Here is a 25,268-nt window from a genome sequence, read left to right as displayed (position 1 = left end):
GGTGAATCTCCTCCGGATTCGGAGGAAAAGGCAGCAGAAGTGGTGATTAGCGCCATTCTGGGAGGGTCCTGACGGCTCCTGCGGGGAGAGCTGATGACCCGGGCGTTGCTGCCGAAAGTGTTCACCGTCCTGTTGGCCGGCACGCTGGCCGGCCTGGCGCTGGCGGTGGCGGCGCTGCCCGCCGCCCTGGTGTACGGCGTCGGGCTGGCGTCGCTCGCCGCGCCGTACGCGGACCTGCCCAGCAGCCTGCGTACGCCACCGACCGCCCAGCGGTCCAACCTGTACGCCAACGACGGCACCACCCTGATCACCTCCTTCTACCAGGAGGACCGGGTGGACGTGCCGTTGGACGAGGTGGCGCCGGTGATGCGCCAGGCGATCATCGCCGCCGAGGACGCCCGGTTCCACGAGCACAGCGGGGTGGACCTGCGCGGCGTCGTGCGGGCCTTCACGGTCAACCAGCGCGACGGCACCACCCGGCAGGGCGCCTCCACCCTGACCATGCAGTACGTGCGCAACGTGCTGAGCAACGATCCACGGCTCAGCGAGGAGCAGCGGGCCGCCGCCACCGAGGTCAGCACCGCCCGCAAGATCCAGGAGATCCGGTACGCCCTGGCCCTGGAACGGGAACTGACCAAGGACCAGATCCTGACCCGGTACCTGAACATCGCCTACTTCGGCGCGGGGGCGTACGGTGTCGCCGCCGCCGCCCGGCGCTACTTCTCCACCTCCCCGGCGGAGCTGACCCTGGCTCAGGCGGCCTTGCTGGCCGGGCTGGTGCGCTCACCGCACACCGACGACCCGATCAACGGTGACGCGGACAGTGCTACCGCCCGCCGAGGGTACGTCCTGGACCGGCTGGTCGAGTCCGGCCAGGTCCCGCCCGACGTGGCACAACAGGCGCAGGCCGAGCCGTTGAACCTGCGCCCCAGCGAGACCCCGAACGACTGCACCGCGGTACCCGAGGGGCACAACGACTGGGGCTTCTTCTGCGACTGGTTCACCCGGTGGTGGAGTGACCAGCGGGCCTTCGGCAGCTCGGTCGACGAGCGGCAGCGCACCCTGCGCCGGGGCGGCTTCACGATCGTCACCTCCCTGGATCCGGCCGTGCAACGGTCCACCACCGAGCAGGTGCGGCGGATCTACTCGGCGCAGTCCCGGTACGCGATGCCCACCGCGGTGGTGCAGCCGGGCACCGGGCGGGTGCTGGCCATGGCGGTGAACCGGACCTACAGCGTGGCGGCCAACCCGGCGGGGCAGAAGAACCACCCGAACACCGTCAACCAGCTCGTCGCCGGTGGCGGCACGATCGTCGGCTACCAGGGTGGCTCCACCTTCAAACTGTTCACCCTGCTGGCCGCGTTGGAGGCCGGGCTGCCGCTGAACACCGTGTTCGACGCGCCGGACCGGATCGTCACGGGCTTCCGGGCCAGCGGCGAGACGAGCTGCGGCGGCTACTGGTGCCCGGAGAACGCCAGCGCCTCGATGAGCGGGGAGCACGACATGTGGACCGCCTTCGGGGAGTCGGTCAACACCTACTTCGCCTGGCTGGCCGAGCGGATCGGGGCCGACCGGGTGGTGGAGATGGCCCAGCGGCTCGGCATCGTGCTGCGGGCCCGGGACGACGCGCAACTGGCCCGGCACGGGGCCCGGGAGTGGGGACCCTTCACCCTGGGGGTGGCCGCCACCACCCCCCTGGACCTGGCCGGGGCGTATGCCACCGTGGCGGCGGAGGGGATCTGGTGCGCCCCCACCCCGATCACCGCGATCACGGACGCCGCCGGGCGGCGGGTGACCGCCGGCCAACCGGACTGTCGGCAGGTGCTCGACGTCGACGTGGCCCGGGCGGCTGCGGACGCGGCTCGTTGTCCGGTCGGCGACCAGTCGATGTACCGCACCTGCGGCGACGGGACGGCCGCCCGGCTGCGCAGCCAGCTAGACCGGCCGGTGGGCGGCAAGACCGGCAGCTCCGATCGGTACGCCACGGAGACGGTGGTCGCCTTCACCCCCCAGTTGGCGGTGGCCGCGATGGCGGCCAACCCGGACGACCCCCAGGACCCGGTGGGTCAAGCGGTGCAGCGCGCGATGGTGGATTCGGTGGGGGAGATCCTCGCCTTCACCCTGCGGGACCAGCCGGTACGTGACTTCGTGCCGCCCAGCGAGACGACCGCCTGGCGGGTCACCGGCGAACGCACCGGCAACTGAGCCAGGCTGTCCTCACCCCTCGGCGCGGGCGGTGATGTTGCGGGCCATGCCGCCGAAGACAACGGCGTGAAAGGGCGCCACCGCGGCCCAGTAGGCGTGCCCGGCCAGGCCGTGCGGCAGGAAGACCGCGCGCTGCCGGTAGCGGACGGCACCGTCCTCGCCGCGCTGCACCCGCAGCTCCAGCCAGGCCCGGCCGGGCAGCCGCATCTCGGCCCGCAGCCGCAGCACCTCGCCCGGCACGATCTCCTCCACCCGCCAGAAGTCCAGCGCCTCGCCCACCCGCAGCTGGTGCGGGTCGCGTCGGCCCCGGCGCAGTCCCACCCCGCCGACCAGCTTGTCCAGCCAGCCGCGTACCGACCAGGCCAGCGGGAAGGAGTACCAGCCGTGCTCGCCGCCGACCCCCTCGATGACCCGCCACAGCGCCTCCGGTGATGCCGCCACCGGCCGTTCCCGTACGTCCGTGTAGGCGGTGCCGCCGCTCCAGTCGGGGTCGCTGGGCAGGGGTTCGGCCGGGGCGTTCGACCCGGCGGCGGTCGACCAGCGGGTCTCCACCTGGGCGTCGCGGACCTTGGCCAGGGCCAGGGCGACGGCCTCGTCGAAACCGGTAAGCCCGCCCGGTGGGTCCGGCAGGTACCCGGCGATGTCGTGCTCGTGGGCCACCGCCTCGTGGATCAGGCTGGCCACCAGGGGCCGGGCCAGCGAGTTGGGGACCGGGGTGACCAGCCCCACCCAGTACGAGGAGAGGGTGGGGGTCAGCGGGCGGACCGGCAGCAGCAGTCGGCGGGGCAGCCCGGCGACCCGGGCGTAGCGCTGCATCATCTCGCCGAAGGTGAGCACGTCCGGGCCGGCGATGTCGAAGCCCCGGTCGACCTCCTGCGGCAGGTCGGCGCAGCCGACCAGGTAGTACAGCACGTCCCGGACCGCGATCGGCTGGATCCGGTTGGTCACCCAGCGCGGGGTGACCATCACCGGTAGCCGCTCGGTCAGGTAGCGCAGCATCTCGAAGGAGGCCGACCCGGAGCCGATGATCACCGCCGCCCGCAGCACCACGGTCGGCACCCCGCTCTCCCGCAGGATCCGCCCCACCTCACTGCGCGAGCGCAGGTGGGCCGAGGCGGTCGGGTCCTCCGCGGCCGGTTCCGGGCCGCCCAGGTAGACGATCCGGCGTACCCCGGCCGCGCGGGCCGCGGTGGCGAAGTTCACGGCGGCCTGCCGGTCGGCGGCCTCGAAGCCGGCCTGCCCGAGGGAGTGCACCAGGTAGTACGCCACCTCGATCCCGGCCAGGGCCGCCGGCAGGGTCTCCGCCCGGCTGAGGTCCCCCTCGGCGATCTCGACCTGTCCGGACCAGGGCACGTCGCGCAGTCGGGCGGCCCGGCGAGCCAGGCAGCGTACGTCGTGTCCGGCGGCCAGTAGACGGGGCACCAGACGTCCGCCGATGTACCCCGTCGCGCCGGTGACCAGGCATCTCACGGGCTCCAGTCTGCGGCCCAATAGACTCACTCGCTGTGGAGACCGCGACAGGCACCTTCTGGGGGCCGGACTTCGAGCAGTTGAGCACGGGCGATCCGGAGATCGCGGAGGTGGTGCTCGGTGAGCTCGACCGGCTGCGTACCGGCCTGCAACTGATCGCCAGTGAGAACCTCACCTCACCGGCGGTGCTGGCCGCGCTGGGCTCCACCCTGACCAACAAGTACGCCGAGGGCTACCCGGGGCGGCGCTACTACGGCGGCTGCGGCCAGGTGGACCGGGCCGAGGAGATCGGCATCACCCGGGCCAAGGACCTGTTCGGTGCCGAGCACGCCAACCTGCAACCGCACTCCGGGGCCAGTGCCAACCTGGCCGCGTACGCCGCCCTGGTGCAGCCGGGGGACACCGTGCTGGCGATGGAGCTGCCGCACGGCGGGCACCTGACCCACGGCAGCCGGGTGAACTTCTCCGGCAAGTGGTTCCACACCGTCGGCTACACCGTCCGGCGGGACACCGAGCTGATCGACTACGACGAGGTACGCGACCTGGCCCTGGCCCACCGGCCGAAGATGATCATCTGTGGCGCCACCGCGTACCCCCGGCTGATCGACTTCGCCCTGTTCCGGGAGATCGCCGACTCCGTCGGGGCGTACCTGATGGTGGACGCGGCGCACTTCATCGGGCTGGTCGCCGGGCAGGTGATCCCCTCCCCGGTGCCGTACGCCGACGTGGTCTGCGCCACCACCCACAAGGTGCTGCGGGGTCCACGGGGCGGGATGATCCTGTGCCGGGAGTCCCTGGCGGAGCGGATCGACAAGGCGGTCTTCCCCTTCACCCAGGGCGGTCCGCTGATGCACGCGGTCGCCGCCAAGGCGGTCGCGTTGCACGAGGCGGCCCAGCCGGAGTACCGCCGCTACGCCGCCCAGGTGGTGGCCAACGCGCAGGCCCTGGCCGACGGGCTGGCCGCCGAGGGGATGCGCCCGGTCTCCGGGGGCACGGACACCCACCTGGCGCTGATCGACCTCCAGTCGATCGGGGTGACCGGGGCCGAGGCCGAGGCCCGGTGCGACGCGGCGACCATCACCCTGAACAAGAACGCCATCCCGTACGACCCACGTAAGCCGATGGTCGCCTCCGGCATCCGGGTGGGCACCCCGAGCGTCACCACCCAGGGCATGACCGAACCCCAGATGCGGCAGGTCGCGGAGTTGATCGCCCGAGCGGTACGCACCGACCCCGCCGCCCCGGGCGGGACCGACGAACTGAACCGGATCGCCGCCGACGTGGCCGAGTTGGCCGCCGACTTCCCGGCGTACCCCCGATGAGCGCCTCCGGTGCCCCGGAGCCGGCGGCCAAGCCCGCGCCCCGGGCGGGGGAGCCCGGTGCCATCCGGGCCCGGCTGCCGCACCTGCGCCTGCCGCTGCTGGCCTGTGCCGGGCTGGCCGTGGTCGGGGTGCCGATCGCGGCCCTGGTACGCGGCCCCACCAGCGCGGCCGGGGTGGCCGCCGGGATCGGCCTGGTCATCGTCAGCTACCTGATCTCCAGTTTCTCGGTGGCCTGGGCGGACGCGGTCAACCCGAAACTGATCATGTCCGTGGGCCTGGTCACCTACGCCACCAAGATGGTCTTCCTGGGGGTGGTGATGGCCGCGGTGGCCAAGAGCGGCTGGCCGGGGCTGCCGGACATGGGGGTGGCCATCATCGCGGCCGTCGTGGTGTGGATCGCCGCCCATGTGAGTTGGGCTATGCGGGCACCGCTGCCGACCGGGAACCGGGTGTCGGGTCACTGAACCGGTCCGCGGTGTCCGTGGGCGTTTCGTGGCCCTGTTTCGGTGGCTGTGCAGGAGTAAGCTGGCTCCGGCTGACGCGCCCGCACTCGCCGCCCGCACGCTGCTCGCAGTGTGGGGGGTGCCGCACATCTGCGAAACTCCTGGCTGATAGTGTTCGCCTCGTCATGGCCGACAGCCCTCACCACGGAAACTCCGACGAGCACTCGTCGGAAGGCGTAGCCGGAGCCGTTTTTGGTTACCTGCTCGCCGGCATCGTGGCGTGGGGATTCCTCGGTTGGTTGGCGGCGAAACTCCTCGGCCTGCCGACCGGCATCGGGATCGGGGTGGGCATGATGCTCGGCGCAGCCGGAGCGATCTACCTGATCATGAAGAGGCTCAGTGCCTGAGTGCCGGCACACGCGGGTCTGTCGAGTGCGGAGGATGACACGTTGAGCGGACAGTTTGTCGCCGCAGAGGGCCTTCCATGGCCCCCCAAGGTCGATGACTTCTATCCGCCGGATCTCGCGGGTCCGTGGGTCACGAAGTTCACCCTCATGATCTGGCTGGCCGTCGGGCTGGTGATGATCTTCTTCCTGCTCACGTACCGGAACCCCAAGCTGGTGCCGAGCAAGGGCCAGTGGATGGCGGAATCCGTCTACGGCCTGGTGCGGGACAACATCGCCCGGGAACAGATGGGCAAGGAGGGCATCAAGTTCGCGCCCTACTTCACCGTGCTGTTCTGCTTCATCGCGGTGACCAACCTGTTCGGTATCACTCCCGGGTTGCAGATCTCGCCGAACTCACACATCGCCTTCCCGATCGTGCTCACGGCGGTCACCTATGCGATGTACATCTACGTCGGTATGCGTAAGCACGGCGTGGGCCGCTACCTCAAGCAGAGCCTGATCCTGCCGGGCATTCCCTGGCCCATGCACTTCCTGCTGGTGCCGATCGAATTCCTGCAGACCTTCATCAACCGGCCGGTCACCTTGGCGGTGCGACTCTTCGCCAACATGTTCGCCGGTCACCTGATCCTGCTGGTCTTCACGGTCGGTGGCTTCGTGCTGCTCGCCTCGGACAACCTCTTCATCCAGGCGACCTCCGTCTTCGCCTTCCTGATGGCGATCGTGATGGCCTTCTTCGAGGTGCTGGTCTCGCTGTTGCAGGCCTACGTCTTCGTCACGCTGAGCGCCAACTACATCGGGACCTCGCTTTCGGACGAACACTGATCCGACCCGGTGGGATGCCCGCCCGAGCTTTAGGTACGACCGCGTACGCGTGAAACCCTCACGCGTCAAACAGGAGGAATACCCGCAATGACTGTTCTTGCCGAGATCAGCGGTAACGTCAACACGATCGGCTACGGCCTCGCCGCCATCGGCCCCGCTGTCGGTGTGGCCCTGATCTTCGTGGCGTACATCAACTCCAGCGCCCGCCAGCCCGAGTCGGCCGGCTACAACCGCACCTGGCTGGTCCTGGGCTTCGCCCTGGTTGAGGCGCTCGCCCTCTTCGGCCTGGTGCTTGCCTTCGCCGTCAGCTGACCGTCCGTTAGTCGACCCGGAGGTCTGACATGAATCTCGCTGCCGAAGGTCATCACCCGCTTGTGCCGATCTGGCAGGAGCTGGTCATCGGGACGATCGCCTTCGCCCTGCTCTGCTTTGTGCTGCTGAAGTTCGTCATGCCGCGCATGGAGACGATGTACCAGGCGCGGGTCGACGCGATCGAGGGTGGCCTCAAGCGCGCCGAAGCGGCGCAGGCCGAGGCCAACCAACTTCTCGAGCAGTACCGGGCCCAGCTCGCCGAGGTGCGTACCGAGGCGGCACAGATCCGGGACGACGCCCGGGCCGACGCCGAGTCGATCCGTACCGACATCCTGGCCAAGGCCCGGGAGGAGTCCGACCGGATCATCGCCGCCGGCCGGGAGTCGCTGGCCGTGGAGCGCGAAACCATCGTGCGCGAGCTGCGCGCGGAGGTCGGCGGTCTCGCGGTCGACCTGGCCGGTCGGATCGTGGGCGAGTCGCTCGCGGACGAGGCCCGCCGCAAGGGCACCGTCGAGCGCTTCCTCACCGATCTCGAGAGCGCGGGGGCCCGCTGATGCAGGCCGCCAGCCGGGAGTCCTACGCCACCGCCCTGGCGCGGCTGGAGGAGTACGTCCGCGGCGCCGAGCCAACGGCGATCACCACCACCGGCACCGAACTGCTCGCCGTGGCAGACCTGCTGCGGCGGGAGGTCCGGCTGCGTCGGGCCCTGTCCGACCCGGCCCGCGAGGGCGCGGACCGGACGGGTCTGCTGACCGGGGTGCTCTCCGGCAAGGTCGGCGCGGAGACGCTGGACCTGCTCGGCGGGCTGGTCGCCGGCCGGTGGTCGGCGCCGTCGGAGCTGCTCGACGGTGTGGAGCGCCTCGGCGTGCAGGCGCTGCTCGCCGGTGCCGACCGCGCCGGCGAACTCGGTGAGGTGGAGGACGAGCTGTTCCGCTTCGGCCAGGTGGTCGCGGGGGATCCGCAGCTGTCCAACACCCTGTCCGACCCGGTGGCGCCGGTGGCGCAGCGGGCCGAGCTGATCGGGATGCTCCTGACGGGCAAGGCCCGACCGACGACGGTGCGACTGGCGGAGGCGGCCCTGGCCGGCTTCGGTGGCCGATCGTTCTCCACCGCGCTGTCCCGGCTGGTAGAGCTGGCGGCGGAACGCCGCGACCGGCAGGTCGCGTACGTGACCGTCGCGGCACCGCTGACCGAGGACGAGGAGCGTCGGCTGACGGACCAGCTCTCGGCCATCTACGGCCGGGTGGTCGCCGTGAAGCTTACGGTTGACCCGACGATCCTCGGCGGAGCGAGCGTTCGGGTGGGTTCGGACCTGTACGACGGGACGATCCTGCGCCGCCTCAACGAGACCCGTAACGCGCTCGCAAAGCGCTGACCTGCACCCCGCGATGCGCCCGGAATAACAGTCGACCCGAGGACCGGTCGGTACTAGGTATCCCGGGCCCCTGATACTTAAGGAAGCAGAGGATGGCCGAGCTGACCATCTCGACGGAGGAGATCCGCGGCGCGCTTGAGCGCTACGTCTCCTCCTATTCGCCCGACGTCTCCCGTGAGGAGGTCGGCACCGTCGCCGACACCGGTGACGGCATCGCCCACGTCGAGGGCCTGCCCTCGACCATGACCAACGAGCTGCTGGAGTTCGAGGACGGCACCCTCGGCGTGGCGCTGAACCTCGACGTCCGGGAGATCGGTGTCGTCGTCCTCGGCGACTACTCCGGGCTTGAGGAGGGCCAGCGGGTCAAGCGCACCGGCCGGGTGCTCTCCGTGCCGGTCGGTGACGCCTTCCTCGGTCGCGTGGTCAACGCGCTCGGCCAGCCGATCGACGGCCTCGGTGACATCGCCGACGAGGGCTACCGTGAGCTCGAGCTCCAGGCCCCGAACGTGATGGCCCGGCAGTCCGTCTTCGAGCCGCTGCAGACCGGCATCAAGGCCATCGACGCGATGACCCCGATCGGTCGTGGCCAGCGGCAGCTGATCATCGGTGACCGTAAGACCGGTAAGACCACGGTCGCGCTGGACGCCATCCTCAACCAGCGGGAGAACTGGGCCTCCGGCGACCCGAAGAAGCAGGTTCGCTGCATCTACGTCGCCATCGGTCAGAAGGCCTCCACCATCGCCTCCATCAAGGGGCAGCTGGAGCAGGCCGGCGCGATGGAGTACACCACCATCGTGGCCTCCCCGGCCTCGGACCCGGCCGGCTTCAAGTACCTCGCCCCCTACACCGGCTCGTCCATCGGGCAGCACTGGATGTACGGCGGCAAGCACGTCCTGATCGTCTTCGACGACCTGAGCAAGCAGGCCGAGGCGTACCGGGCCGTGTCGCTGCTGCTGCGTCGCCCGCCGGGCCGTGAGGCGTACCCGGGTGACGTCTTCTACCTGCACTCCCGGCTGCTGGAGCGCTGCGCGAAGCTCTCCGACGAGATGGGCGGCGGCTCGATGACCGGCCTGCCGATCATCGAGACGAAGGCCAACGACATCTCGGCCTTCATCCCGACCAACGTCATCTCGATCACCGACGGCCAGATCTTCCTGGAGACCGACCTGTTCAACCAGGGAGTCCGCCCGGCGATCAACGTCGGTACCTCGGTCTCCCGGGTCGGTGGCGCCGCGCAGATGAAGCCGATGAAGAAGGTCTCCGGTTCGCTGCGGCTGAACCTGGCCCAGTTCCGTGAGCTGGAGGCCTTCGCGGCCTTCGCCTCGGACCTGGACAAGGCCTCCCGCGCCCAGCTGGACCGTGGTGCCCGTCTGGTCGAGCTGCTCAAGCAGCCGAACTACTCGCCGTACCCGGTGCAGGACGAGGTCGTCTCGGTCTGGGCCGGTACCGAGGGCAAGCTGGACGACATCCCGGTCGGTGACGTGCGGCGCTTCGAGACCCAGTTCCTGGAGCACCTGCGGCGTAAGTACAACGCCACCCTCCAGGCGATCGCCGACAACAAGTGGGACGACGAGATCATCGCCGCCCTCGACTCGGCCGTCACGGAGTTCAAGAAGGGCTTCCTCGGCCGCGAGGACGAGCGCACGATCAACGAGGCGCCGGCGGCGCCGCTGGAAGGCGAGGCCGAGCACGAGACGGTCACCCGCTACAGCGGCGGTTCCTCGGCCCAGAAGAAGTAGGGTCGGGCCATGGCGGCGCAGGTACGTGTTCTTCGTCAACGCATTCGCTCGGCGAAGGGGATGAAGAAGATCACCAAGGCGATGGAGCTCGTGGCGACGAGCCGGATCGCCAAGGCTCAGGCCCGGGTGGAGGCGTCCCTGCCGTACGCCCAGGCCATCACCGGCGTGCTCACCGCGCTGGCGTCCAACGCCTCGGTCGACCACCCGATGCTGACCCCGCGCGAGCGGGTTCGGCGGGCGGGCGTGCTGCTGGTAACCGCCGACCGAGGTCTGGCCGGCGGTTACAGCACCAACGCCATCAAGACCGCGGAGTCGCTGATCGCGCGGCTCAAGGAGGACGGCAAGGAGCCGGTGCTCTACGTCGTCGGGCGTAAGGGCGTGTCGTTCTACCGGTTCCGTAACCGGCCGATCGAGGCCAGTTGGACGGGCTTCTCCGAGCAGCCGTCGTTCGCCGACGCCCGCGAGGTGGGCGACACCCTGGTCAAGGCGTTCACCGCCGGTGCGGATGACGTCGACGGCGGTCCGGGTGCCGACGGTGTGCTCGGGGTGGACGAACTGCACATCGTCTTCACCGAGTTCAAGTCGCTGATGACCCAGACGCCGGTGACCCGGATCATCGGGCCGTTGCAGGTCGAGGAGCGGCCCCGGTCGGAGGCCACCCCCGGCCTGCTGCCGGACTACGAGTTCGAGCCGGACGCGGAGGAACTGCTCGACGCGCTGCTGCCGAAGTACATCAACACGCGGATCTACGCGGCGTTGCTGGAGTCGGCGGCCAGCGAGTCGGCGGCCCGTCGGCGGGCGATGAAGAGCGCCACGGACAACGCCGAAGAGATGATCGACAAGTACACGCGTGAGATGAACTCGGCCCGCCAGGCCGGGATCACCCAGGAGATCAGCGAGATCGTCGGCGGCGCGAACGCGCTGGCCGCGTCGGGAAGTGAAGTGTGATGACTGCCCCAGTAGAGACCAAGACGGCCACTGGTCGCGTGGTCCGGGTCATTGGCCCGGTCGTCGACGCCGAGTTCCCGCGCGACGCCATGCCGGACCTCTTCAACGCCCTGCACGTGGACGTGACCCTCTCCGGCGGCGAGAAGACGCTGACCCTGGAGGTCGCCCAGCACCTGGGTGACAACCTGGTCCGCGCGATCTCGATGCAGCCCACGGACGGTCTGGTCCGGGGTGCCGAGGTTCGTGACACCGGCTACCCGATCCGGGTGCCGGTCGGTGACGCCGTCAAGGGTCACGTCTTCAACGCGATCGGCGAGTGCCTCAACCTCACCGAGGGCGAGACCATCCAGGCCGACGACCACTGGGGCATCCACCGCAAGGCCCCGGCCTTCGCGGACCTGGAGCCGAAGACCGAGATGCTGGAGACCGGCATCAAGGTCATCGACCTGCTGGCCCCGTACGTCAAGGGTGGCAAGATCGGCCTGTTCGGCGGTGCCGGCGTGGGCAAGACGGTGCTCATCCAGGAGATGATCACCCGGGTGGCCCGTAACTTCGGTGGTACCTCGGTCTTCGCCGGTGTGGGTGAGCGGACCCGTGAGGGCAACGACCTCATCCACGAGATGACCGACTCGGGCGTCATCGACAAGACCGCCCTGGTCTACGGCCAGATGGACGAGCCGCCGGGCACCCGGCTCCGGGTCGCCCTCTCCGCCCTGACCATGGCGGAGTACTTCCGGGACGTGAAGAAGCAGGAGGTGCTGCTCTTCATCGACAACATCTTCCGCTTCACCCAGGCCGGTTCCGAGGTCTCCACCCTGCTGGGCCGGATGCCCAGCGCGGTGGGTTACCAGCCGACCCTGGCCGACGAGATGGGCGAGCTCCAGGAGCGGATCACCTCCGTCCGGGGCCAGGCCATCACCTCGATGCAGGCGATCTACGTGCCGGCGGACGACTACACCGACCCCGCTCCGGCCACCACCTTCGCCCACCTGGACGCGACCACCAACCTGGAGCGGTCGATCTCCGACAAGGGCATCTACCCGGCGGTGGACCCGCTGGCCTCCTCGTCGCGGATCCTGGCCCCCGAGTTCGTCGGCCAGGAGCACTTCCAGGTGGCCAGCGAGGTCAAGCGGATCCTCCAGCGGTACAAGGACCTGCAGGACATCATCGCCATCCTGGGCATCGAGGAACTCTCCGAGGAAGACAAGATCACGGTCCAGCGGGCCCGGCGGATCGAGCGCTTCCTGTCGCAGAACACCTACGCGGCGGAGCAGTTCACCGGCGTGCCCGGCTCGACGGTCCCGATCAAGGAGACCATCGAGGCGTTCCGGAAGATCAGCGAGGGGGAGTACGACCACTTCCCCGAGCAGGCGTTCTTCATGTGCGGTGGGCTCGACGACCTGGAGAAGAAGGCCGCCGAGCTGATGAAGGGCTGACCCTTCGCACAGTTGCGTTGACGAAAAGGACCGCCCCGGACAACTCCGGGGCGGTCTTTTCGCTCGGCTTGAACAGATTCTGTCGCCGCTGTCCGGTTTTCGGTGCTCGGCGATCACGTAACTCGCGAGATACCGTCTATTCCACGCTCATTCGCCGATGAGCGGTGACCGTGTTCAACCATTCGGATGCGCGTACCCGTATCCCCTGTGGGATGCGACGAACGGAGATGCTCGTGGGTAAGGCCGGCAGGCGCGACAAGCGCGGTGGGCGTTCGTCGATCTGGCGTGGCGTGCCGGGCTGGGCCAGGTTCTGCACCATCTTCGGTGTCGTGTTGATGATGCTCAGCGGCACCTCACTGGTCGGTGCCGAGGCGTTGATGGCCCGCTACGAGGGAGCGATCGGCAAGGCGGACCTCTTCGGCGACCAGGCGGCCGGGGCCAGTGAGCGCAAGAGCGACATCAAGGGGCCGCTCAACATCCTGCTGGTCGGCATCGACCCCCGCAACGACCGGACCGCACCGCTGGCCGACGCGATCATGGTGCTGCACGTGCCGGAGGAGTTGGACCGGGCCTACCTCTTCTCCATGCCCCGCGACCTCTACGTGGAGATCCCTGCGTACCCCCGGGCGAACTTCAACGGTGCCACCTCCAAGCTGAACGACGCGATGTCCTTCGGCAGCCGGGTGCCCGACGGCGGCAAGCCGGACCCGGCGCGGGGCTTCGAACTGCTGGCCACCACGGTGCAGAACGTCACCGGGATCAAGCGGTTCGACGCCGGTGCCATCATCAACTTCTCCGGCTTCCAGAAGATCGTCGACGCGATGGGCGGCGTCACGATGAACATCGAGCGGGAGGTCCGCTCCGAGCACCGGGAGCCGGACGGCAAGCACCGTAAGGGCAACCCCAACGGCGAGGGCTACATCGGGCCGCAGGCCGTCTACCCCAAGGGCAAGCAGCACCTGAGCGGGTGGCAGGCGCTGGACTACGTCCGCCAGCGGTACCCGAAGAACGGTGTGCCCGACGGTGACTACGGCCGTCAGCGACACCAGCAGCAGTTCGTCAAGGCGATGGCCGCCCAGGCCTTCAGCGCCGACGTGGTGACCAACCCCGTCAAGCTGGACCGGGTGCTGCGGGCCGCCGGCGAGTCGCTGATCTTCAGCGGGCGGGGCCACAGCGTGGTCGACTTCGGGCTGGCCCTCAAGGACATCCGTCCCGGCAACATCCAGATGATCAAGCTTCCGGGTGGCGGGGTCTTCGGCAACCGGAACAACTACCTCGGCGAGAAGTTCGAGCCCGAGGTGGAGGACTTCTTCGTGGCGTTGGAGCGGGGCCTGCTGGATCCGTTCCTTCTCGAACATCCCAAGCTGGTGAACAAGGGCTGAATCGTGGTGCACGTCTCGGCACCCGGCTGTAACACAGGTCCGCAGGGTGACTAGACTTTCCCCAATCCGCCTCAGCAAGGAGACAGCGTGGCAGAGCAGCTCAACGTCCAGCTCGTGGCCGTAGAGGAGAAGGTCTGGTCCGGCAAGGCCGAGATGGTCATGGCCCGGACGACCGAAGGTGAGCTGGGTGTGCTGCCGGGGCACGCGCCCCTGCTCGGTCAGCTCGCCGAGCCCGGCCGAGTACGCATCAAGCTCCCCGGCGGCGAGCAGCTCGCCTACGAGGTGTCCGGCGGCTTCCTGTCCGTGAACGGGCAGGGCGTCACCGTCCTCGCCGAGAGCGCCACCCCGGCCTCCGTCACTTCGGACAACTGAGCCGATCCGCCGATGGAGATCGTGGAAGGGATCGGAATCGGCTTCGCCGTCATTCTCGGCGCGATCCTGTTCCTCTTCATCCGGCGGGCACTTGTCACCCGAAGCGGGGGCATCATCCGGCTCAGCGTCCGGACCTCCACCATGCTCGACGGCCGCGGATGGTCGCCCGGTTTCGGCAGGTTCGTCGGGGACGAACTCCGCTGGTACCGGATGGTCAGTTTCGCCGTACGCCCCAAGCGGGTGCTCTCCCGTGAGGGGCTGAACGTGGAGCGGCGGCGGCTGCCGGAGGGACAGGAACGGATGTCCATGCCGGCGGACTGGATCATCCTCCGCTGTACGAGTCGACACGCCCCGGTCGAGATCGCCATGGCGCGATCCACCGTCACCGGGTTCCTATCCTGGCTCGAGGCCGCTCCTCCGGGGGCGGTCTCGCCACGTCTGATCCCTCAACAGGACTGGCCCGCAGCCTGACCCGCCAAGTCCGACGGCTCGACCGCCGATTGACTCGGCCGGTCGGTATCTAAGGCCGTTGGTCCGCTTGTGCGGTTGGTCCCTTGGCCGTCGAGGTCCGGCGCCATTGGTCGGGCGCCTGGCTCAACGGCTGACTGCCGGATGGCTCACCTGAGTAATTTGGGCTTGTTTCGGCGATTTGCCCGCGCAATCGGCGCAATCCGCGCAAGCGGGGCCTCAGGCGCGCACCAAATGCGGGTGATCGACTCCGTTTCGCCGGAATGGCGGGGTCCGGCCCGACGGGATACCGCCATTTCGGCGAAACGGCGCGAGCCCTCCGCCCGTCGGGGCTCAGGTGCACGGCGCTCGGGTCCGACTCGGCCCGCAGGGCTCGGCCCTCGTGGCTCGGGCTCGGGCTCGGGCTCGGGCTCGGGAATGGTGGCGGCTGGCGGGTGGTTGGACATCCCTGACCGGCCGATGCAGGCCGCCTGAGCTGGGCAGATGGCTCCGTGAGTGTCTGGCCCGGCGGGAATGATGGCGGGCAGCCGGTCGTTGTACATGGTCCCGGCGCCACGAAGGGCCATGCCCCGTGCGAAGCCCTCCGGTCCGCGAAGGGCCCGGGTCTCGTGCGTGAAGTGCCCCGGCCTCGTGTGTCAGCCGGTGATTCTTCCCCCCTGTTTTCAGCGCCTGTTGGCGTTTGCGCGCACCCGGTTCCCCCCTTTCGTGGTGTGTGTCTACCCCCGAATGGAGTTTGGTCATGAACTCGATCTTCCGTAACAGTGTGCTCGGTATTGCTGGTGTGGCCCTCGCCGGTGGTGTCTTCGCTGGCCCGGTGGCTGCTCAGGCGGACGCCACTCCGGTGAAGTCGAGTCCGGTGGCCGCGGTGCAGGCTGACAAGCCCGATACGGGCAAGTTGATTCCGCATGGTGTGCAGGGCAAGCAGTCTCGCATCGATCTGGACGCTGAGCAGGTCGCGAACACGAAGGCGATCATCGCGGCCACGAAGAAGAACGGCATGGACGAGCGTGCCGCGGTGGTGTCGATCGCTACCGCGTTGCAGGAGTCGAAGTTGGAGAACCTGGGTCATCTCGGTGACCGCAACGATCATGATTCGCAGGGTTTGTTCCAGCAGCGTCCGTCCAGTGGTTGGGGCACGGTGGAGCAGATCACCGATCCCGAGTACTCCACGACCGCGTTCCTGAAGGGCCTCAAGCAGGTTGATGGTTGGCAGGACATGCCGTTGACCAAGGCCGCCCAGGCCGTGCAGGTGTCGGCGTACCCGGACCACTACGCCCAGTGGGAGCAGCAGGCCGCCGACCTGGTAGCTCAGCACTGGAACAGCTGACAGGCAACAACTGACCCCGGTAGACAACGCGAAGAGCCGGTACCCGATCTCGGGTGCCGGCTCTTCGGCGTCTTCACATCAGGTCAGCTCGGTGACCCGGGCGCGGAGCCAGTCGACGACAGCCTCGGTGACCGCCGGGTCGACCGGGTTGCGGATCTCCCGGCGGTACGCCCCCAGGGACGCCCGGCCCGGCTGGTGGCGCAGTACGTGGGTGATGTCCGGCAGGAGCCGGGTCTGCACCGGGCCGCCGGCGTGCTCGGCGATCAGGGCCAGGTCGGCCGGGTCCACCTGAAGGTCCTTGCTGCCGGTGACGGCGAGGATCGGCGCGCTGATCCGGGCGAGGTCGGGGCGGGGGTCGTACCGCAGGAACTCCCGCATCCACTTCGCGTTGATCCGCTGCCCGCCCATCCGTGTCACGTCGCCGGTGGTGGCCAGGATCTTCTCGTGGTTGCGGGCCACCCTGGCCACCAGGTTCAGACGCATCAGCCGCAGCATCAGGCGTACCGGGGCGGGCAGGGTGGGCAGGATCTGGGCTGTCTGCCAGCGCAGCACCTCGGCACCGAGCCGGGCACTGCTGGAGAGCAGGACCAACCCGGCGGTGGTCACCCCACGCGCGGCGAGCACGGTGGCGGTCAACGCCCCTTCGCTGTGCCCGACCAGGAACAGGGCCCGGCTGTCCACGTCTGCCTCGGCCTCGAGCGCGGCGAAGGCCGCCTGGGCGTCGTCCACGTTGTCGTGGAACCCGGTGGGCCAGAACCCGCCGGAACTCTCGCCGATTCCACGCCGGTCGTAGCGCAGGGTGGCGACACCTGCGGTGGCCAGCGCGGCGGCCAGGTCCCGCTGGATGCCGAGGCGCATCCGGCGGTGGTCGCCGTCGCGGTTCAGCGGCCCGGAGCCGGGCAGCAGCAGGGCGGTGGGGTGGGGCCCCGGACGGTCCGGCAGGGTCAGGGTGCCGACCAGGCGGTGACCGGCGGAGTCGAAGGTCAGTTCGCGCTCGGTGCTCACCGGCGTACCGCCTTCGCCACGGCGGCCGCGTCGTCGGCGCCGATGACCAGTGCGTCGTACCGCTGGCCGGTCAGGGTGATGCGCACGGCCGGTTGGTTGGCGCGGACGCTGACGAACTCCTTGCCGGCCCGGCCGCGCCAGGTGCCGACCTTGCGGGCGCCGGGCAGGCCGAGGCCGGGTGCCCGGATGCCTCGGGGGGCGCGCAGGCCGTCGGGCTGCACGGTGACGGCGGTTACGGCGGAGCGCGGGACGGTGACGTCACCCCGGAGCGCCCACAGCTTCTCGGCGGGGGTGAGCCGGATGCGGATCGAATCGGGGGTGAGGTCGATGGTGGCCATCGGCGCTCCTTCGTGCTCGCTATAATCTCGTCAGTGAGAACATTATCAGAGGCGAGAACGATGGGGAGACGTGTGTGGCCCTCGACACTGCTGAGCTGCTGCTTCATCCGGTACGACTGCGGATCGTCCAGGCATTTCTGGGTGGCCGGACGCTGACCACCGCCGACCTGCGCGCCGAACTGGCGGACGTGGCCCCGGCGACCCTGTACCGGCAGGTCGGCACCCTCGCCGGTCACGGGGTCCTGCGGTCGGTCGGGGAACGGCGAATCCGGGGTGCGATCGAGCGCAGCTACCAGTTGGACGAGGCGGCGGCCGCGGTGGACCCCGAGGCGATCCGGGGGATGACCCCGGAACAGCACCGCCGGGCCTTCCTCACCTTCGTCGCCGGGCTGCTGGCCGACTTCGACCGCTATCTGGACAACGGTGGCGGGGACCTGGCCCGGGACCTGGTCGGCTACCGGCAGAACGCCTTCTACGCCAGCGACGCCGAGACGGTCGAGTTCATCACCCGGATGCGGGAGCTGTTCGCCGAGTACGCGGCGCTCGGGCCGGGCCCGGACCGGGTGCGGCGGTTGTTCACCACCCTGCTGATCCCCGCTCAGGCGGACGGGCCGGGCACCGTGCCGTCGGAGGCCACCAGCTCCACCTCGTAACCCTGCCCGTCGGCCAGGTAGGCGGCGTAGGTGCCGGCGCCACCGGCGTACGGGTGTCGGTCGGGAAAGAGCAGTTCCCAGCCGTACGCCGGGGCCTGCTCGACAAGCCGGTCCACCGCGGCGGGTGGACCGGCGTGAAAGGCCAGATGGTTCAGCCAGCCCCAGCTGTGCATTGCCGCGCCCAGGTCGGGTACCCAGACCTCCACGTGGTGCAGGGCGCCGAGCGTCACCGGCCTCCGCCGGGGACCCATAGCACGTCTCCGTCCGGATTTGCCGTTCTTGACAGGATAAAGAGCAGATCCGACAGCCGGTTGAGATACTTTGCCGGAAGGAGGCTGGTCCGGTCGGGGTCGTGTGCGACGAGCGCCCACGCCGACCGCTCGGCGCGCCGGGCGATCGTCCGCGCCGCGTGCAGCAGCGCCGCGCCCGCGGTGCCGCCGGGGAGGATGAAGGAGTCGAGCGTGCTCAGGCGTCCGTTGAACTCGTCGCACCAGCCCTCAAGGCGCTCGACGTACTCCTCGGTGACCCGCAGCGGCGGGTACTTGGGGTCCGGCTCGACCGGGGTGGACAGGTCGGCGCCCACGTCGAACAGGTCGTTCTGGATCTGCCCCAGCACCGTATGCAGGGACTCGTCGAGCTGCCCCAGGGCCAGTGCCACGCCGAGTGCCGCGTTGCACTCGTCGACATCAGCGTACGCGCAGATCCGTGGGTCGGTCTTCGACACCTGCTCGTTGTTGCTCAACCTGGTCATGCCGGCGTCGCCGGCCTTGGTGTAGATGCGCGTGAGGTGGACGGCCATGACGCACAGCCTACGGATACCCGACCTGACCATCCCGACGCGCCCGCAGCCGGGCACCGGCTTCTCCGCCGGGGTCGGACCGGGCGACGCGGGCGACCCGGCGATATCGGATGTCGACGTCATCCGGGTCAACGGGGCGGCCCGACTGGCCGGCACGGTGCACGTGGTCGGGGCCAAGAACTCCGCGTTGAAGCTGATGGCCGCCGCCCTGCTGGCCCCCGGCCGAAGCGTGATCACCAACGTGCCGCGGATCACCGACATCGCCATCATGGGGGAGGTGCTGCGCCGGCTCGGCTGCGATGTGCGGTTCGGTGCGGACGACCCGGTGGATCCCATGGTCGCGGGCGGGGGAGTGCCCCGCTCCCGTTCGGTGGCCATCGAGGTGCCGGAGCAGCCGGGGGTCGAGGCCGACTACGACCTGGTTCGTCGGCTACGCGCCTCGATCTGCGTACTCGGTCCGCTGCTGGCCCGGCGCGGCTACGTGCGGGTGGCCCACCCGGGCGGGGACGCCATCGGCTCGCGGGGGCTGGACATGCACATCGCCGGGCTCACCCGGATGGGCGCGGACATCTCCGGTGAGCACGGCTTCGTGATCGCCTCCGCACCGCAGGGACTGCACGGCGCGGAGATCACCCTGGACTTCCCCAGTGTCGGGGCCACCGAGAACCTGGTCATGGCGGCGGTGCTGGCCAACGGGACCACCGTGATCGACAACGCGGCCCGGGAGCCGGAGATCGTGGACCTCTGCACCATGCTCATCCGGATGGGGGCGCTGATCGAGGGGGAGGGCACCTCCACCATCACGGTCGTGGGCGTACCCCGGCTGCAGCCGGTGCGGCACGCGACCGTGGGGGATCGGATCGTCGCCGGCACCTGGGCCTTCGGGGCGGCGATGACCCGCGGCGACGTCACCGTGACCGGCCTGGACCCGAGCTTCCTGGAGATCGCGCTGGACAAGGTGGTCGCGGCCGGTGGGCTGGTGGAGACCCGGGCCAACGCCTTCCGGGTACGGATGGACGACCGGCCCCGGGCGGTGGACGTGGTGACCCTGCCCTATCCGGGCTTCGCCACCGACCTGCTGCCGATGGCGATCGGCCTGGCCGCGCTCAGCGACGGCGCCTCCCTGATCACGGAGAACATCTTCGACGGCCGGTTCATGTTCGCCAACGAGATGATGCGCCTCGGCGCGGACATCAAGACCGACGGCCACCACGCGGTGGTACGCGGCCGGGAGCAGCTCTCCGGCGCACCGGTTCGGGCCACGGACATCCGGGCCGGCGCTGGACTGATCATCGCCGGGCTCTGTGCCGACGGGGTGACCGAGGTGTCCCATGTGCATCACGTGGACCGGGGCTATCCCGACTTCGTGGCCGACCTGCGGGCCCTCGGCATCGAGGTGGAGCGGGCCACCGCGCCGGAGGAACCGGAACTGACCATCTGAGCCTGAGTCGCCGTGCCGTCCGGCTGAACCGCCTTATCGGTCGTTCAGTCCCGCCGACTAGGGTCTGTGTCGGAAGTCCTCGGTCGAGCCGAGGGCTTCGGCAGGATGCAGGCAGAGACTCCGAATCGCAGCGAGGGAGCAACAGATGGCGGGTCGACTCGCGGTTGTCGGTGCCGGGCTGATGGGCTCGGGCATCGCCCAGGTGGCGGCGCAGGCAGGCTGGCAGGTGACCCTGCGGGATCTGGACGAGGCGGCGACGCAGCGCGGCATGGACGGCATCCGGACCTCACTGACCCGGTTCGCCGACAAGGGCAAGATCTCCGCCGAGGAGGTCGAGGCGACCCTGGGACGGATCACCCCGACCACCGACCTGGAGGCGGCGGCGGAGGCGGACATCGTCGTCGAGGCGGTCTTCGAGCGGCTGGAGATCAAGCACGAGGTGTTCCGGGCGCTGGACCGGATCTGCAAGTCGGACGCGATCCTGGCCACCAACACCTCGGCCATCCCGGTGACCCAGATCGCGACCGTCACCGAGCGCCCGGAGGCGGTGGTCGGCACCCACTTCTTCTCCCCGGTGCCGATGATGAAGCTCTGCGAACTGGTCCGCGGCTACAAGACCAGCGACGCCACCCTGGAGGCGGTCAAGTCCTTCGCGGAGGGGATCGGCAAGACCGTCGTGGTGGTCAACCGGGACATCGCCGGCTTCGTCACCACCCGGCTGATCTGCGCCCTGGCCATGGAGGCGGTCCGGCTGGTCGAGGCCGGGGTGATCTCCGCCGAGGACCTGGACACCGCCTGCAAGCTCGGCTTCGGGCACGCCATGGGCCCGCTGGCCACGGTCGACCTGACCGGGGTGGACGTGCTGCTGAACGCCACCCGCAACATCTACACCGACACCGCCGACGAGAAGTTCTTCCCGCCGGAGCTGCTCCAGCGCATGGCCACCGCCGGTGACCTGGGCCGCAAGACCGGCCAGGGCTTCTACTCGTACTGAGGGTGTGATGTAAGGAAGGGCACCTTCTTAACGCCTCGTGCATAGGAAGGGCCCCTTATTAACAAGATCAGCTGGATCTCGTTAATAAGGGGCCCTTCCTATGCACCGTCAGCCGTCGCGGCGGGTGGTCCAGCGGAAGGTGGTCAGGCAGAGCACCAGGCCGATCACGCACCACAGGCCCAGCACCAGGGCCACCCGGGTCAGCTCGAAGGAACCGCCCGGCTCGCTGGCGCCGAAGCTCTCCGGCAGGAAGACCGCGCGCAGGCCCTGGCACATCCACTTGAGCGGGAAGATGGCCGCCACCTGCTGCATCCAGCTCGGCAGGTTGGTGAAGACGAAGAAGACCCCGGAGATGAACTGGAGCACCAGGGCGATCGGGGTGACCACGGCCGAGCCGCTGCGCGCCGTGCGGGCCAGCGAGGAGATCGCGATGCCGCACAGGGTGCAGGCGGTGACCCCCAGCGCGCTGACCCAGCCGAAGGTCAGCCAGGCCGAGGCCGTGGAGGGCAGGTCCAGGTCGAACAGCAGCACCGAGACGGTGAGCAGCAGGGCGGTCATCACCAGCCCGGTCACCAGCACCATGATCACCTTGCCGGCGAACCAGACCCACTTCGGCATCGGGGTGCCCCGGTAGCGCTTGAGCACTCCCCGGTCCCGCTCGATGGGGATCCAGATGCCGAGGTTCTGGAAGCTGACCGTCATCAGGCCGGTGGCGATCATGCCGGTGATGAAGTACTGGGTGTAGCTCACCCCGCTGCCCAGGTCGCCGTCGAAGATCGACGCGAAGATCAGCACCATGATGATCGGGAACCCGAGGGTGAACACGACGGATTCCCGGCTGCGCAGGAACTGCCGGATCTCCAACCGCCCCTGCCGCAGGGCGAGACTTGCCGGCCCCGGCCGACGGGCGGGCGCGGCGGCGGCGACCGGGGGCGCCGACTTCGTCGTGGTGGTCATCGGTGTCCGATCATCCGCAGGTAGATGTCCTCAAGAGTGGGCCGGGTGACGGTCAGGCCGGGCACCTCGCCACCGAGCCGCGCGGCCAACTCCGCCACCAGCGCCGTCGGCGTCGCGCTCTGCGCGCTCTCCAGGGTGCCCTCGGGGGTACGCCAGGAGACCGTGGCCAGGGCCTCCTGCCGGTTGCCGAGGCTGTTCGGCGGGGCCACCTCGACCAGTCGGCCGCCCGCGATGACCCCTACCCGGTCGGCCAGGGCCTCGGCCTCGTCCAGGTAGTGGGTGGTGAGCACGATGGTGGTGCCGGCTGCGGAGAGGTCCCGGATCAGATCCCAGAACTCGCGGCGGGCCTCCGGATCGAATCCGGTAGTCGGCTCGTCGAGGAAGAGCAGCTCAGGGCGGCCGATGATGCCCAGGGCGACATCCAGTCGGCGCTTCTGCCCCCCGGAGAGGGTGTGCGTACGGGCGCGGGCCTTACCGGCCAGACCGACCCGGGCGATCACCTTGTCCGGGTCGTCGGCGTCCGGATAGAAGGCGGAGAAGTGGTGGACCACCTCGGCGACGGTCAGTTCGTCGAACTCGCCGGTGCCCTGGAGCACGATGCCCACTCGGGCCCGCCACTGCGGGGTGGCCTCGGTCGGGTCGACCCCGAGCACCCGCACCTCACCGGCGTCCCGGTGCCGGTAGCCCTCCAGGATCTCCACCGTGGTGCTCTTGCCGGCACCGTTCGGCCCCAGCAGGGCGAACACCTCGCCCCGGTGGACGTCCAGGTCCAGCCCGGCCACCGCGACATTGTCGCCGTACGCCTTGCGCAGCCCTCGGACGTGGATCGCGACCTCGTCACTCATGACCTCAAGTGTGCGACCTGCACCGGCGGATCACCTGCACCGGGGGTGGTGGTTCCCGCCACCACCCCCGGGGTGTTAAGCGGGGCCCCTTCCTCTACCGCAGGCGTTAAGAAGGGGCCCTTCCTTACCCCTCAGCGGGGGTTGTAGGTCATGCAGTCGGCCATGTCCGCGTCCGGGCCGACCCGGATCGAGGGAGCCTGGCACTCCAACTGCTCGTTGTGTCGGCAGTCGGCCCGTTTGCAGGCCCCCACCTGGGCCTTCTGGCCGTCCGCACCGGCCCGGATGGCCGGCATCTCGATGAAGGTGTGGCAGTGGGCGTGGTCCATGCTGCCGATCGTGATGGCGAACGCGTGACAGTCGTTGGTGTGGTTGTACGCGCAGGCGGCCACCACACACTCCTGGACGCGCGGCATCTCCAAGGCTGCGGTCATCGCGACCTCCTCTAGGTATTTGCCTGATTTTAGGCATCTGGGAGATCTGTGTGGTCCGGTTCGCGGGATCCGGCCACCGGCCTAGCCCGCGCCGAGCACCTCGGAGAGCAGGGCCGGTTCGAGACCGCGTTCGGCCAGACCGGCCAGGATGTGCGGCAGCGCCTCGTCGGTCATCGGGGCGTTGGCCTCGGTCACGTGCAGGACGATCACCGAGCCGGGGCGTACCTGGTCCAGCACGGCCCGCACGATCGGCTGCCAGGCGGTGGCGAAGGGGTCCCCGCTGACCACGTCGCCGTCGACGACCGTCAGGCCGAGGGGGGCTAGTGCGGTCAGCGCCGTCCGGTCGTGGCAGAGCCCGGGGAACCGGAAGTACCGGGTCTGCCGACCGCCGTAGGCGCTGACCAGGTCGAAGGTGCGGGCCACGTCGGCGGTCATCTTCCGGCGGTCGATGCGGGGCAGGCCGTAGCAGTCCGCGGTGAAGGCCAGGTGCCCGTAGGTGTGGTTGGCCAACTCGAACCGAGGGTTGGCGGCCAGCCGCCGGGTCACCTCCGGGTACTGCTCCACCCACATGCCGGTGAGGAAGAAGGTGGCCGGGACACCCTCCCGCTCCAGCCGGTCGATGATCTTCAGATTGGCGTACGAGGTGACGGCACCGCTGCGTAGCTGGCGTCGCATCGCGTCGGTCATGTCCGCGTCGAAGGTCAGCGCCACCTTGTTTCCCCGACGTGGGCCGTGGTCGACCACCGGGGGCAGCGCGTCCGTCCGGGTAGCGCCGGGCAGGGTCCCGGCCGGCGGGGTGGACGATGCACTCGACGGGTTGGCCGACGCCTCGGACCGGTCACTGGCCTCCGCCTCGACGAACCTGGCGCCGGACTCGGACCCCTGCCCGAGGTCGGCACCCTCGGGCTGGCGCAGGGGGTTCAGGACGGCCAGCAGGGTCAGGGCACCGAGGACGGCGGCCAGGGTCGCCAGAAGCGGAACGCGGGAAGTCTTCACGGACACCGGAGGATGATGTCAACCGTGCCCGGCGGGCAACATCATCCGGCCCGGCAGCGCCTGGGGCGGGGCCGGAGGCGCAGCGGGTACCCCCAGGTCAGACCCGGAAGCCGGCCTCGCGGGCGGCCCGGCGTTCCCGGCGGCGTTCCGCCCTGCGGCGCAGGAACCACGGCAGGAAGAGCAGGAAGGCGACCAGGAACACCAGCACCAACACCGGCAGGATGATCGCCACCAGGGACATCACCACACTGGTGGCGTCCTCGGCGGTGCTGGCCACCGGGGCCCCGACACCGGCCGTGGCCGCGTTGATGACCGGCCGGGCGGCGGACTTGAGCAGGTGGATGCCGAGGGCGATGGCCACCCCGACCAGCACCGGCCACCACTGGCCCTCACTGGCGAAGAAGCTGTCGGGATCGCTGACCGTCACCGTCTCGGCGGCCGAGCCGGCACCGAAGGCCAGGCCGCCCGCAGTCGGGCGGACCACGGTCTGCACCACGTCGTTGACGTGGTCCACCACGGGCACCTTGTCCGCGACGACCTCGACGACCAGCAGGGCGGCGAGAATGGCCAGCACCCAGCCGTTACCCAGCCACTGCCAGCCCCCGGGCAGGTCGATCACGCTGGTGTAGCGGGCCAGCCCACCCATCAGCAGCAGCGGGATGTACGCGTTCAACCCCGCCGAGGCGGCCAGTCCGGTACCGGTGAGCAGTTCGAGCACCATCTCAGCATCGCACCGGCACGCCAGTGGCGCTCGGCGGCGATCCCCGGTGCCTCCGCTACC

Annotated in this window: 28 protein-coding genes; 18 read left to right on the top strand and 10 right to left on the bottom strand. The window is 69.6% G+C overall.

Annotation, left to right across the window (positions count from 1 at the left end; translation table 11 throughout):
• Positions 1 to 93: 93 nt before the first annotated feature.
• Positions 94 to 2,205 carry a transglycosylase domain-containing protein gene (locus ACGFIK_RS23075; RefSeq protein WP_327024314.1) on the top strand — a complete coding sequence of 704 codons (2,112 nt, stop codon included), beginning with the start codon at positions 94 to 96 and terminating at the stop codon, positions 2,203 to 2,205.
• Positions 2,206 to 2,217: 12 nt separating this feature from the next.
• On the opposite strand, the gene ACGFIK_RS23070 is transcribed toward ACGFIK_RS23075, so the two are convergent.
• On the bottom strand, positions 2,218 to 3,675 hold the full coding sequence (locus ACGFIK_RS23070; RefSeq protein ID WP_327024315.1) for an SDR family oxidoreductase: 1,458 nt from the start codon (positions 3,673 to 3,675) through the stop codon (positions 2,218 to 2,220).
• A 35-nt stretch (positions 3,676 to 3,710) separates the two neighbouring features.
• Here ACGFIK_RS23070 and glyA point away from each other — a divergent pair, with 35 nt between their 5' ends.
• The 14 genes from glyA to ACGFIK_RS23000 all read left to right on the top strand — a co-directional run bounded on the left by glyA (position 3,711) and on the right by ACGFIK_RS23000 (position 16,028).
• On the top strand, positions 3,711 to 4,997 hold the full coding sequence (glyA, locus tag ACGFIK_RS23065; RefSeq protein WP_327024316.1) for a serine hydroxymethyltransferase: 1,287 nt from the start codon (positions 3,711 to 3,713) through the stop codon (positions 4,995 to 4,997).
• The gene (locus tag ACGFIK_RS23060; RefSeq protein WP_327024317.1) at positions 4,994 to 5,461 is read left to right on the top strand and encodes a hypothetical protein; all 468 of its coding nucleotides are present in this window, start codon (positions 4,994 to 4,996) and stop codon (positions 5,459 to 5,461) included. The genes glyA and ACGFIK_RS23060 overlap by 4 nt, the downstream gene beginning before the upstream one ends.
• A 164-nt stretch (positions 5,462 to 5,625) precedes the next feature.
• The gene (locus ACGFIK_RS23055; protein ID WP_327024318.1) at positions 5,626 to 5,847 is read left to right on the top strand and encodes a hypothetical protein; all 222 of its coding nucleotides are present in this window, start codon (positions 5,626 to 5,628) and stop codon (positions 5,845 to 5,847) included.
• Positions 5,848 to 6,669, top strand: a complete 822-nt coding sequence (gene atpB / locus ACGFIK_RS23050; protein ID WP_327024319.1) for a F0F1 ATP synthase subunit A — start codon at positions 5,848 to 5,850, stop codon at positions 6,667 to 6,669.
• Between the two features lie 87 nt (positions 6,670 to 6,756).
• Positions 6,757 to 6,981: an ATP synthase F0 subunit C gene (gene atpE / locus ACGFIK_RS23045; protein ID WP_327024320.1), complete on the top strand. Its 225-nt coding sequence runs from the start codon at positions 6,757 to 6,759 to the stop codon at positions 6,979 to 6,981.
• Positions 6,982 to 7,010: 29 nt separating this feature from the next.
• Positions 7,011 to 7,535, top strand: coding sequence for a F0F1 ATP synthase subunit B (locus ACGFIK_RS23040; RefSeq protein WP_327024321.1), 525 nt, complete (start codon positions 7,011 to 7,013; stop codon positions 7,533 to 7,535).
• Positions 7,535 to 8,356, top strand: coding sequence for a F0F1 ATP synthase subunit delta (locus tag ACGFIK_RS23035; protein ID WP_327024322.1), 822 nt, complete (start codon positions 7,535 to 7,537; stop codon positions 8,354 to 8,356). The genes ACGFIK_RS23040 and ACGFIK_RS23035 overlap by 1 nt, the downstream gene beginning before the upstream one ends.
• Positions 8,357 to 8,448: 92 nt before the next feature.
• Complete coding sequence (gene atpA, locus ACGFIK_RS23030; RefSeq protein ID WP_327024323.1) at positions 8,449 to 10,095, top strand: F0F1 ATP synthase subunit alpha; 1,647 nt, start codon at positions 8,449 to 8,451, stop codon at positions 10,093 to 10,095.
• A 9-nt stretch (positions 10,096 to 10,104) separates the two neighbouring features.
• Positions 10,105 to 11,043, top strand: coding sequence for a F0F1 ATP synthase subunit gamma (locus ACGFIK_RS23025; RefSeq protein WP_327024324.1), 939 nt, complete (start codon positions 10,105 to 10,107; stop codon positions 11,041 to 11,043).
• Complete coding sequence (gene atpD, locus ACGFIK_RS23020) at positions 11,043 to 12,479, top strand: F0F1 ATP synthase subunit beta (protein ID WP_327024325.1); 1,437 nt, start codon at positions 11,043 to 11,045, stop codon at positions 12,477 to 12,479. The genes ACGFIK_RS23025 and atpD overlap by 1 nt, the downstream gene beginning before the upstream one ends.
• A 227-nt stretch (positions 12,480 to 12,706) precedes the next feature.
• A complete protein-coding gene (locus ACGFIK_RS23015) occupies positions 12,707 to 13,861 on the top strand; it encodes an LCP family protein (RefSeq protein WP_327027451.1) in 1,155 nt (384 codons plus the stop codon).
• An 87-nt stretch (positions 13,862 to 13,948) separates the two neighbouring features.
• Entirely contained in the window at positions 13,949 to 14,233 is a 285-nt protein-coding gene (locus ACGFIK_RS23010) for a F0F1 ATP synthase subunit epsilon (RefSeq protein ID WP_327024326.1), read from the top strand.
• A gap of 12 nt (positions 14,234 to 14,245) precedes the next feature.
• Positions 14,246 to 14,704 carry a DUF2550 domain-containing protein gene (locus ACGFIK_RS23005; RefSeq protein WP_327024327.1) on the top strand — a complete coding sequence of 153 codons (459 nt, stop codon included), beginning with the start codon at positions 14,246 to 14,248 and terminating at the stop codon, positions 14,702 to 14,704.
• 736 nt (positions 14,705 to 15,440) lie between these two features.
• Entirely contained in the window at positions 15,441 to 16,028 is a 588-nt protein-coding gene (locus ACGFIK_RS23000) for a hypothetical protein (protein ID WP_393341255.1), read from the top strand.
• 78 nt (positions 16,029 to 16,106) lie between these two features.
• Here the strand turns inward: ACGFIK_RS23000 and ACGFIK_RS22995 are convergent, their stop codons facing one another.
• Together ACGFIK_RS22995 and ACGFIK_RS22990 are read right to left on the bottom strand one after the other, a co-directional pair.
• The gene (locus ACGFIK_RS22995; protein ID WP_393341254.1) at positions 16,107 to 17,033 is read right to left on the bottom strand and encodes an alpha/beta hydrolase; all 927 of its coding nucleotides are present in this window, start codon (positions 17,031 to 17,033) and stop codon (positions 16,107 to 16,109) included.
• Entirely contained in the window at positions 17,030 to 17,371 is a 342-nt protein-coding gene (locus ACGFIK_RS22990) for a hypothetical protein (RefSeq protein ID WP_393341252.1), read from the bottom strand. The genes ACGFIK_RS22995 and ACGFIK_RS22990 overlap by 4 nt, the downstream gene beginning before the upstream one ends.
• A 74-nt stretch (positions 17,372 to 17,445) precedes the next feature.
• Between ACGFIK_RS22990 and ACGFIK_RS22985 the strand changes: the two genes are divergently transcribed.
• Positions 17,446 to 18,024 carry a helix-turn-helix domain-containing protein gene (locus ACGFIK_RS22985; protein WP_393341249.1) on the top strand — a complete coding sequence of 193 codons (579 nt, stop codon included), beginning with the start codon at positions 17,446 to 17,448 and terminating at the stop codon, positions 18,022 to 18,024.
• On the opposite strand, the gene ACGFIK_RS22980 is transcribed toward ACGFIK_RS22985, so the two are convergent.
• Together ACGFIK_RS22980 and ACGFIK_RS22975 are read right to left on the bottom strand one after the other, a co-directional pair.
• Positions 17,970 to 18,254: a hypothetical protein gene (locus ACGFIK_RS22980; protein ID WP_393341247.1), complete on the bottom strand. Its 285-nt coding sequence runs from the start codon at positions 18,252 to 18,254 to the stop codon at positions 17,970 to 17,972. The genes ACGFIK_RS22985 and ACGFIK_RS22980 overlap by 55 nt on opposite strands.
• The gene (locus ACGFIK_RS22975) at positions 18,251 to 18,823 is read right to left on the bottom strand and encodes a cob(I)yrinic acid a,c-diamide adenosyltransferase (protein WP_393341245.1); all 573 of its coding nucleotides are present in this window, start codon (positions 18,821 to 18,823) and stop codon (positions 18,251 to 18,253) included. The genes ACGFIK_RS22980 and ACGFIK_RS22975 overlap by 4 nt, the downstream gene beginning before the upstream one ends.
• On the opposite strand from ACGFIK_RS22975, the gene murA reads away from it, so the two are divergent.
• Positions 18,822 to 20,264 carry a UDP-N-acetylglucosamine 1-carboxyvinyltransferase gene (murA, locus tag ACGFIK_RS22970; RefSeq protein WP_393341243.1) on the top strand — a complete coding sequence of 481 codons (1,443 nt, stop codon included), beginning with the start codon at positions 18,822 to 18,824 and terminating at the stop codon, positions 20,262 to 20,264. The two genes, ACGFIK_RS22975 and murA, sit on opposite strands and share 2 nt — an antisense overlap.
• Before the next feature lie 145 nt (positions 20,265 to 20,409).
• Positions 20,410 to 21,258 (top strand): 3-hydroxyacyl-CoA dehydrogenase family protein, encoded by an 849-nt coding sequence (locus ACGFIK_RS22965; RefSeq protein WP_357529941.1) that lies wholly within the window; start codon positions 20,410 to 20,412, stop codon positions 21,256 to 21,258.
• 108 nt (positions 21,259 to 21,366) lie between these two features.
• Here ACGFIK_RS22965 and ACGFIK_RS22960 read toward each other — a convergent pair whose 3' ends face one another.
• The 5 genes from ACGFIK_RS22960 to ACGFIK_RS22940 all read right to left on the bottom strand — a co-directional run bounded on the left by ACGFIK_RS22960 (position 21,367) and on the right by ACGFIK_RS22940 (position 25,205).
• Complete coding sequence (locus ACGFIK_RS22960) at positions 21,367 to 22,215, bottom strand: ABC transporter permease (protein WP_327024336.1); 849 nt, start codon at positions 22,213 to 22,215, stop codon at positions 21,367 to 21,369.
• Positions 22,212 to 23,060 (bottom strand): ABC transporter ATP-binding protein, encoded by an 849-nt coding sequence (locus ACGFIK_RS22955; protein ID WP_393341240.1) that lies wholly within the window; start codon positions 23,058 to 23,060, stop codon positions 22,212 to 22,214. Before ACGFIK_RS22955 ends, ACGFIK_RS22960 begins: the two co-directional genes overlap by 4 nt.
• A gap of 131 nt (positions 23,061 to 23,191) precedes the next feature.
• Entirely contained in the window at positions 23,192 to 23,491 is a 300-nt protein-coding gene (locus ACGFIK_RS22950) for a DUF1540 domain-containing protein (protein WP_327024338.1), read from the bottom strand.
• Positions 23,492 to 23,572: 81 nt separating this feature from the next.
• Positions 23,573 to 24,493 (bottom strand): polysaccharide deacetylase family protein, encoded by a 921-nt coding sequence (locus ACGFIK_RS22945; protein ID WP_393341238.1) that lies wholly within the window; start codon positions 24,491 to 24,493, stop codon positions 23,573 to 23,575.
• 91 nt (positions 24,494 to 24,584) lie between these two features.
• On the bottom strand, positions 24,585 to 25,205 hold the full coding sequence (locus ACGFIK_RS22940) for a DUF4126 domain-containing protein (RefSeq protein ID WP_357530020.1): 621 nt from the start codon (positions 25,203 to 25,205) through the stop codon (positions 24,585 to 24,587).
• Positions 25,206 to 25,268 lie beyond the last annotated feature (63 nt).

The sequence above is a fragment of the Micromonospora sp. NPDC048871 genome (assembly GCF_043198155.1).
Lineage (GTDB): Bacteria > Actinomycetota > Actinomycetes > Mycobacteriales > Micromonosporaceae > Micromonospora.
This window is presented reverse-complemented; position numbering and strand designations above follow the sequence as displayed.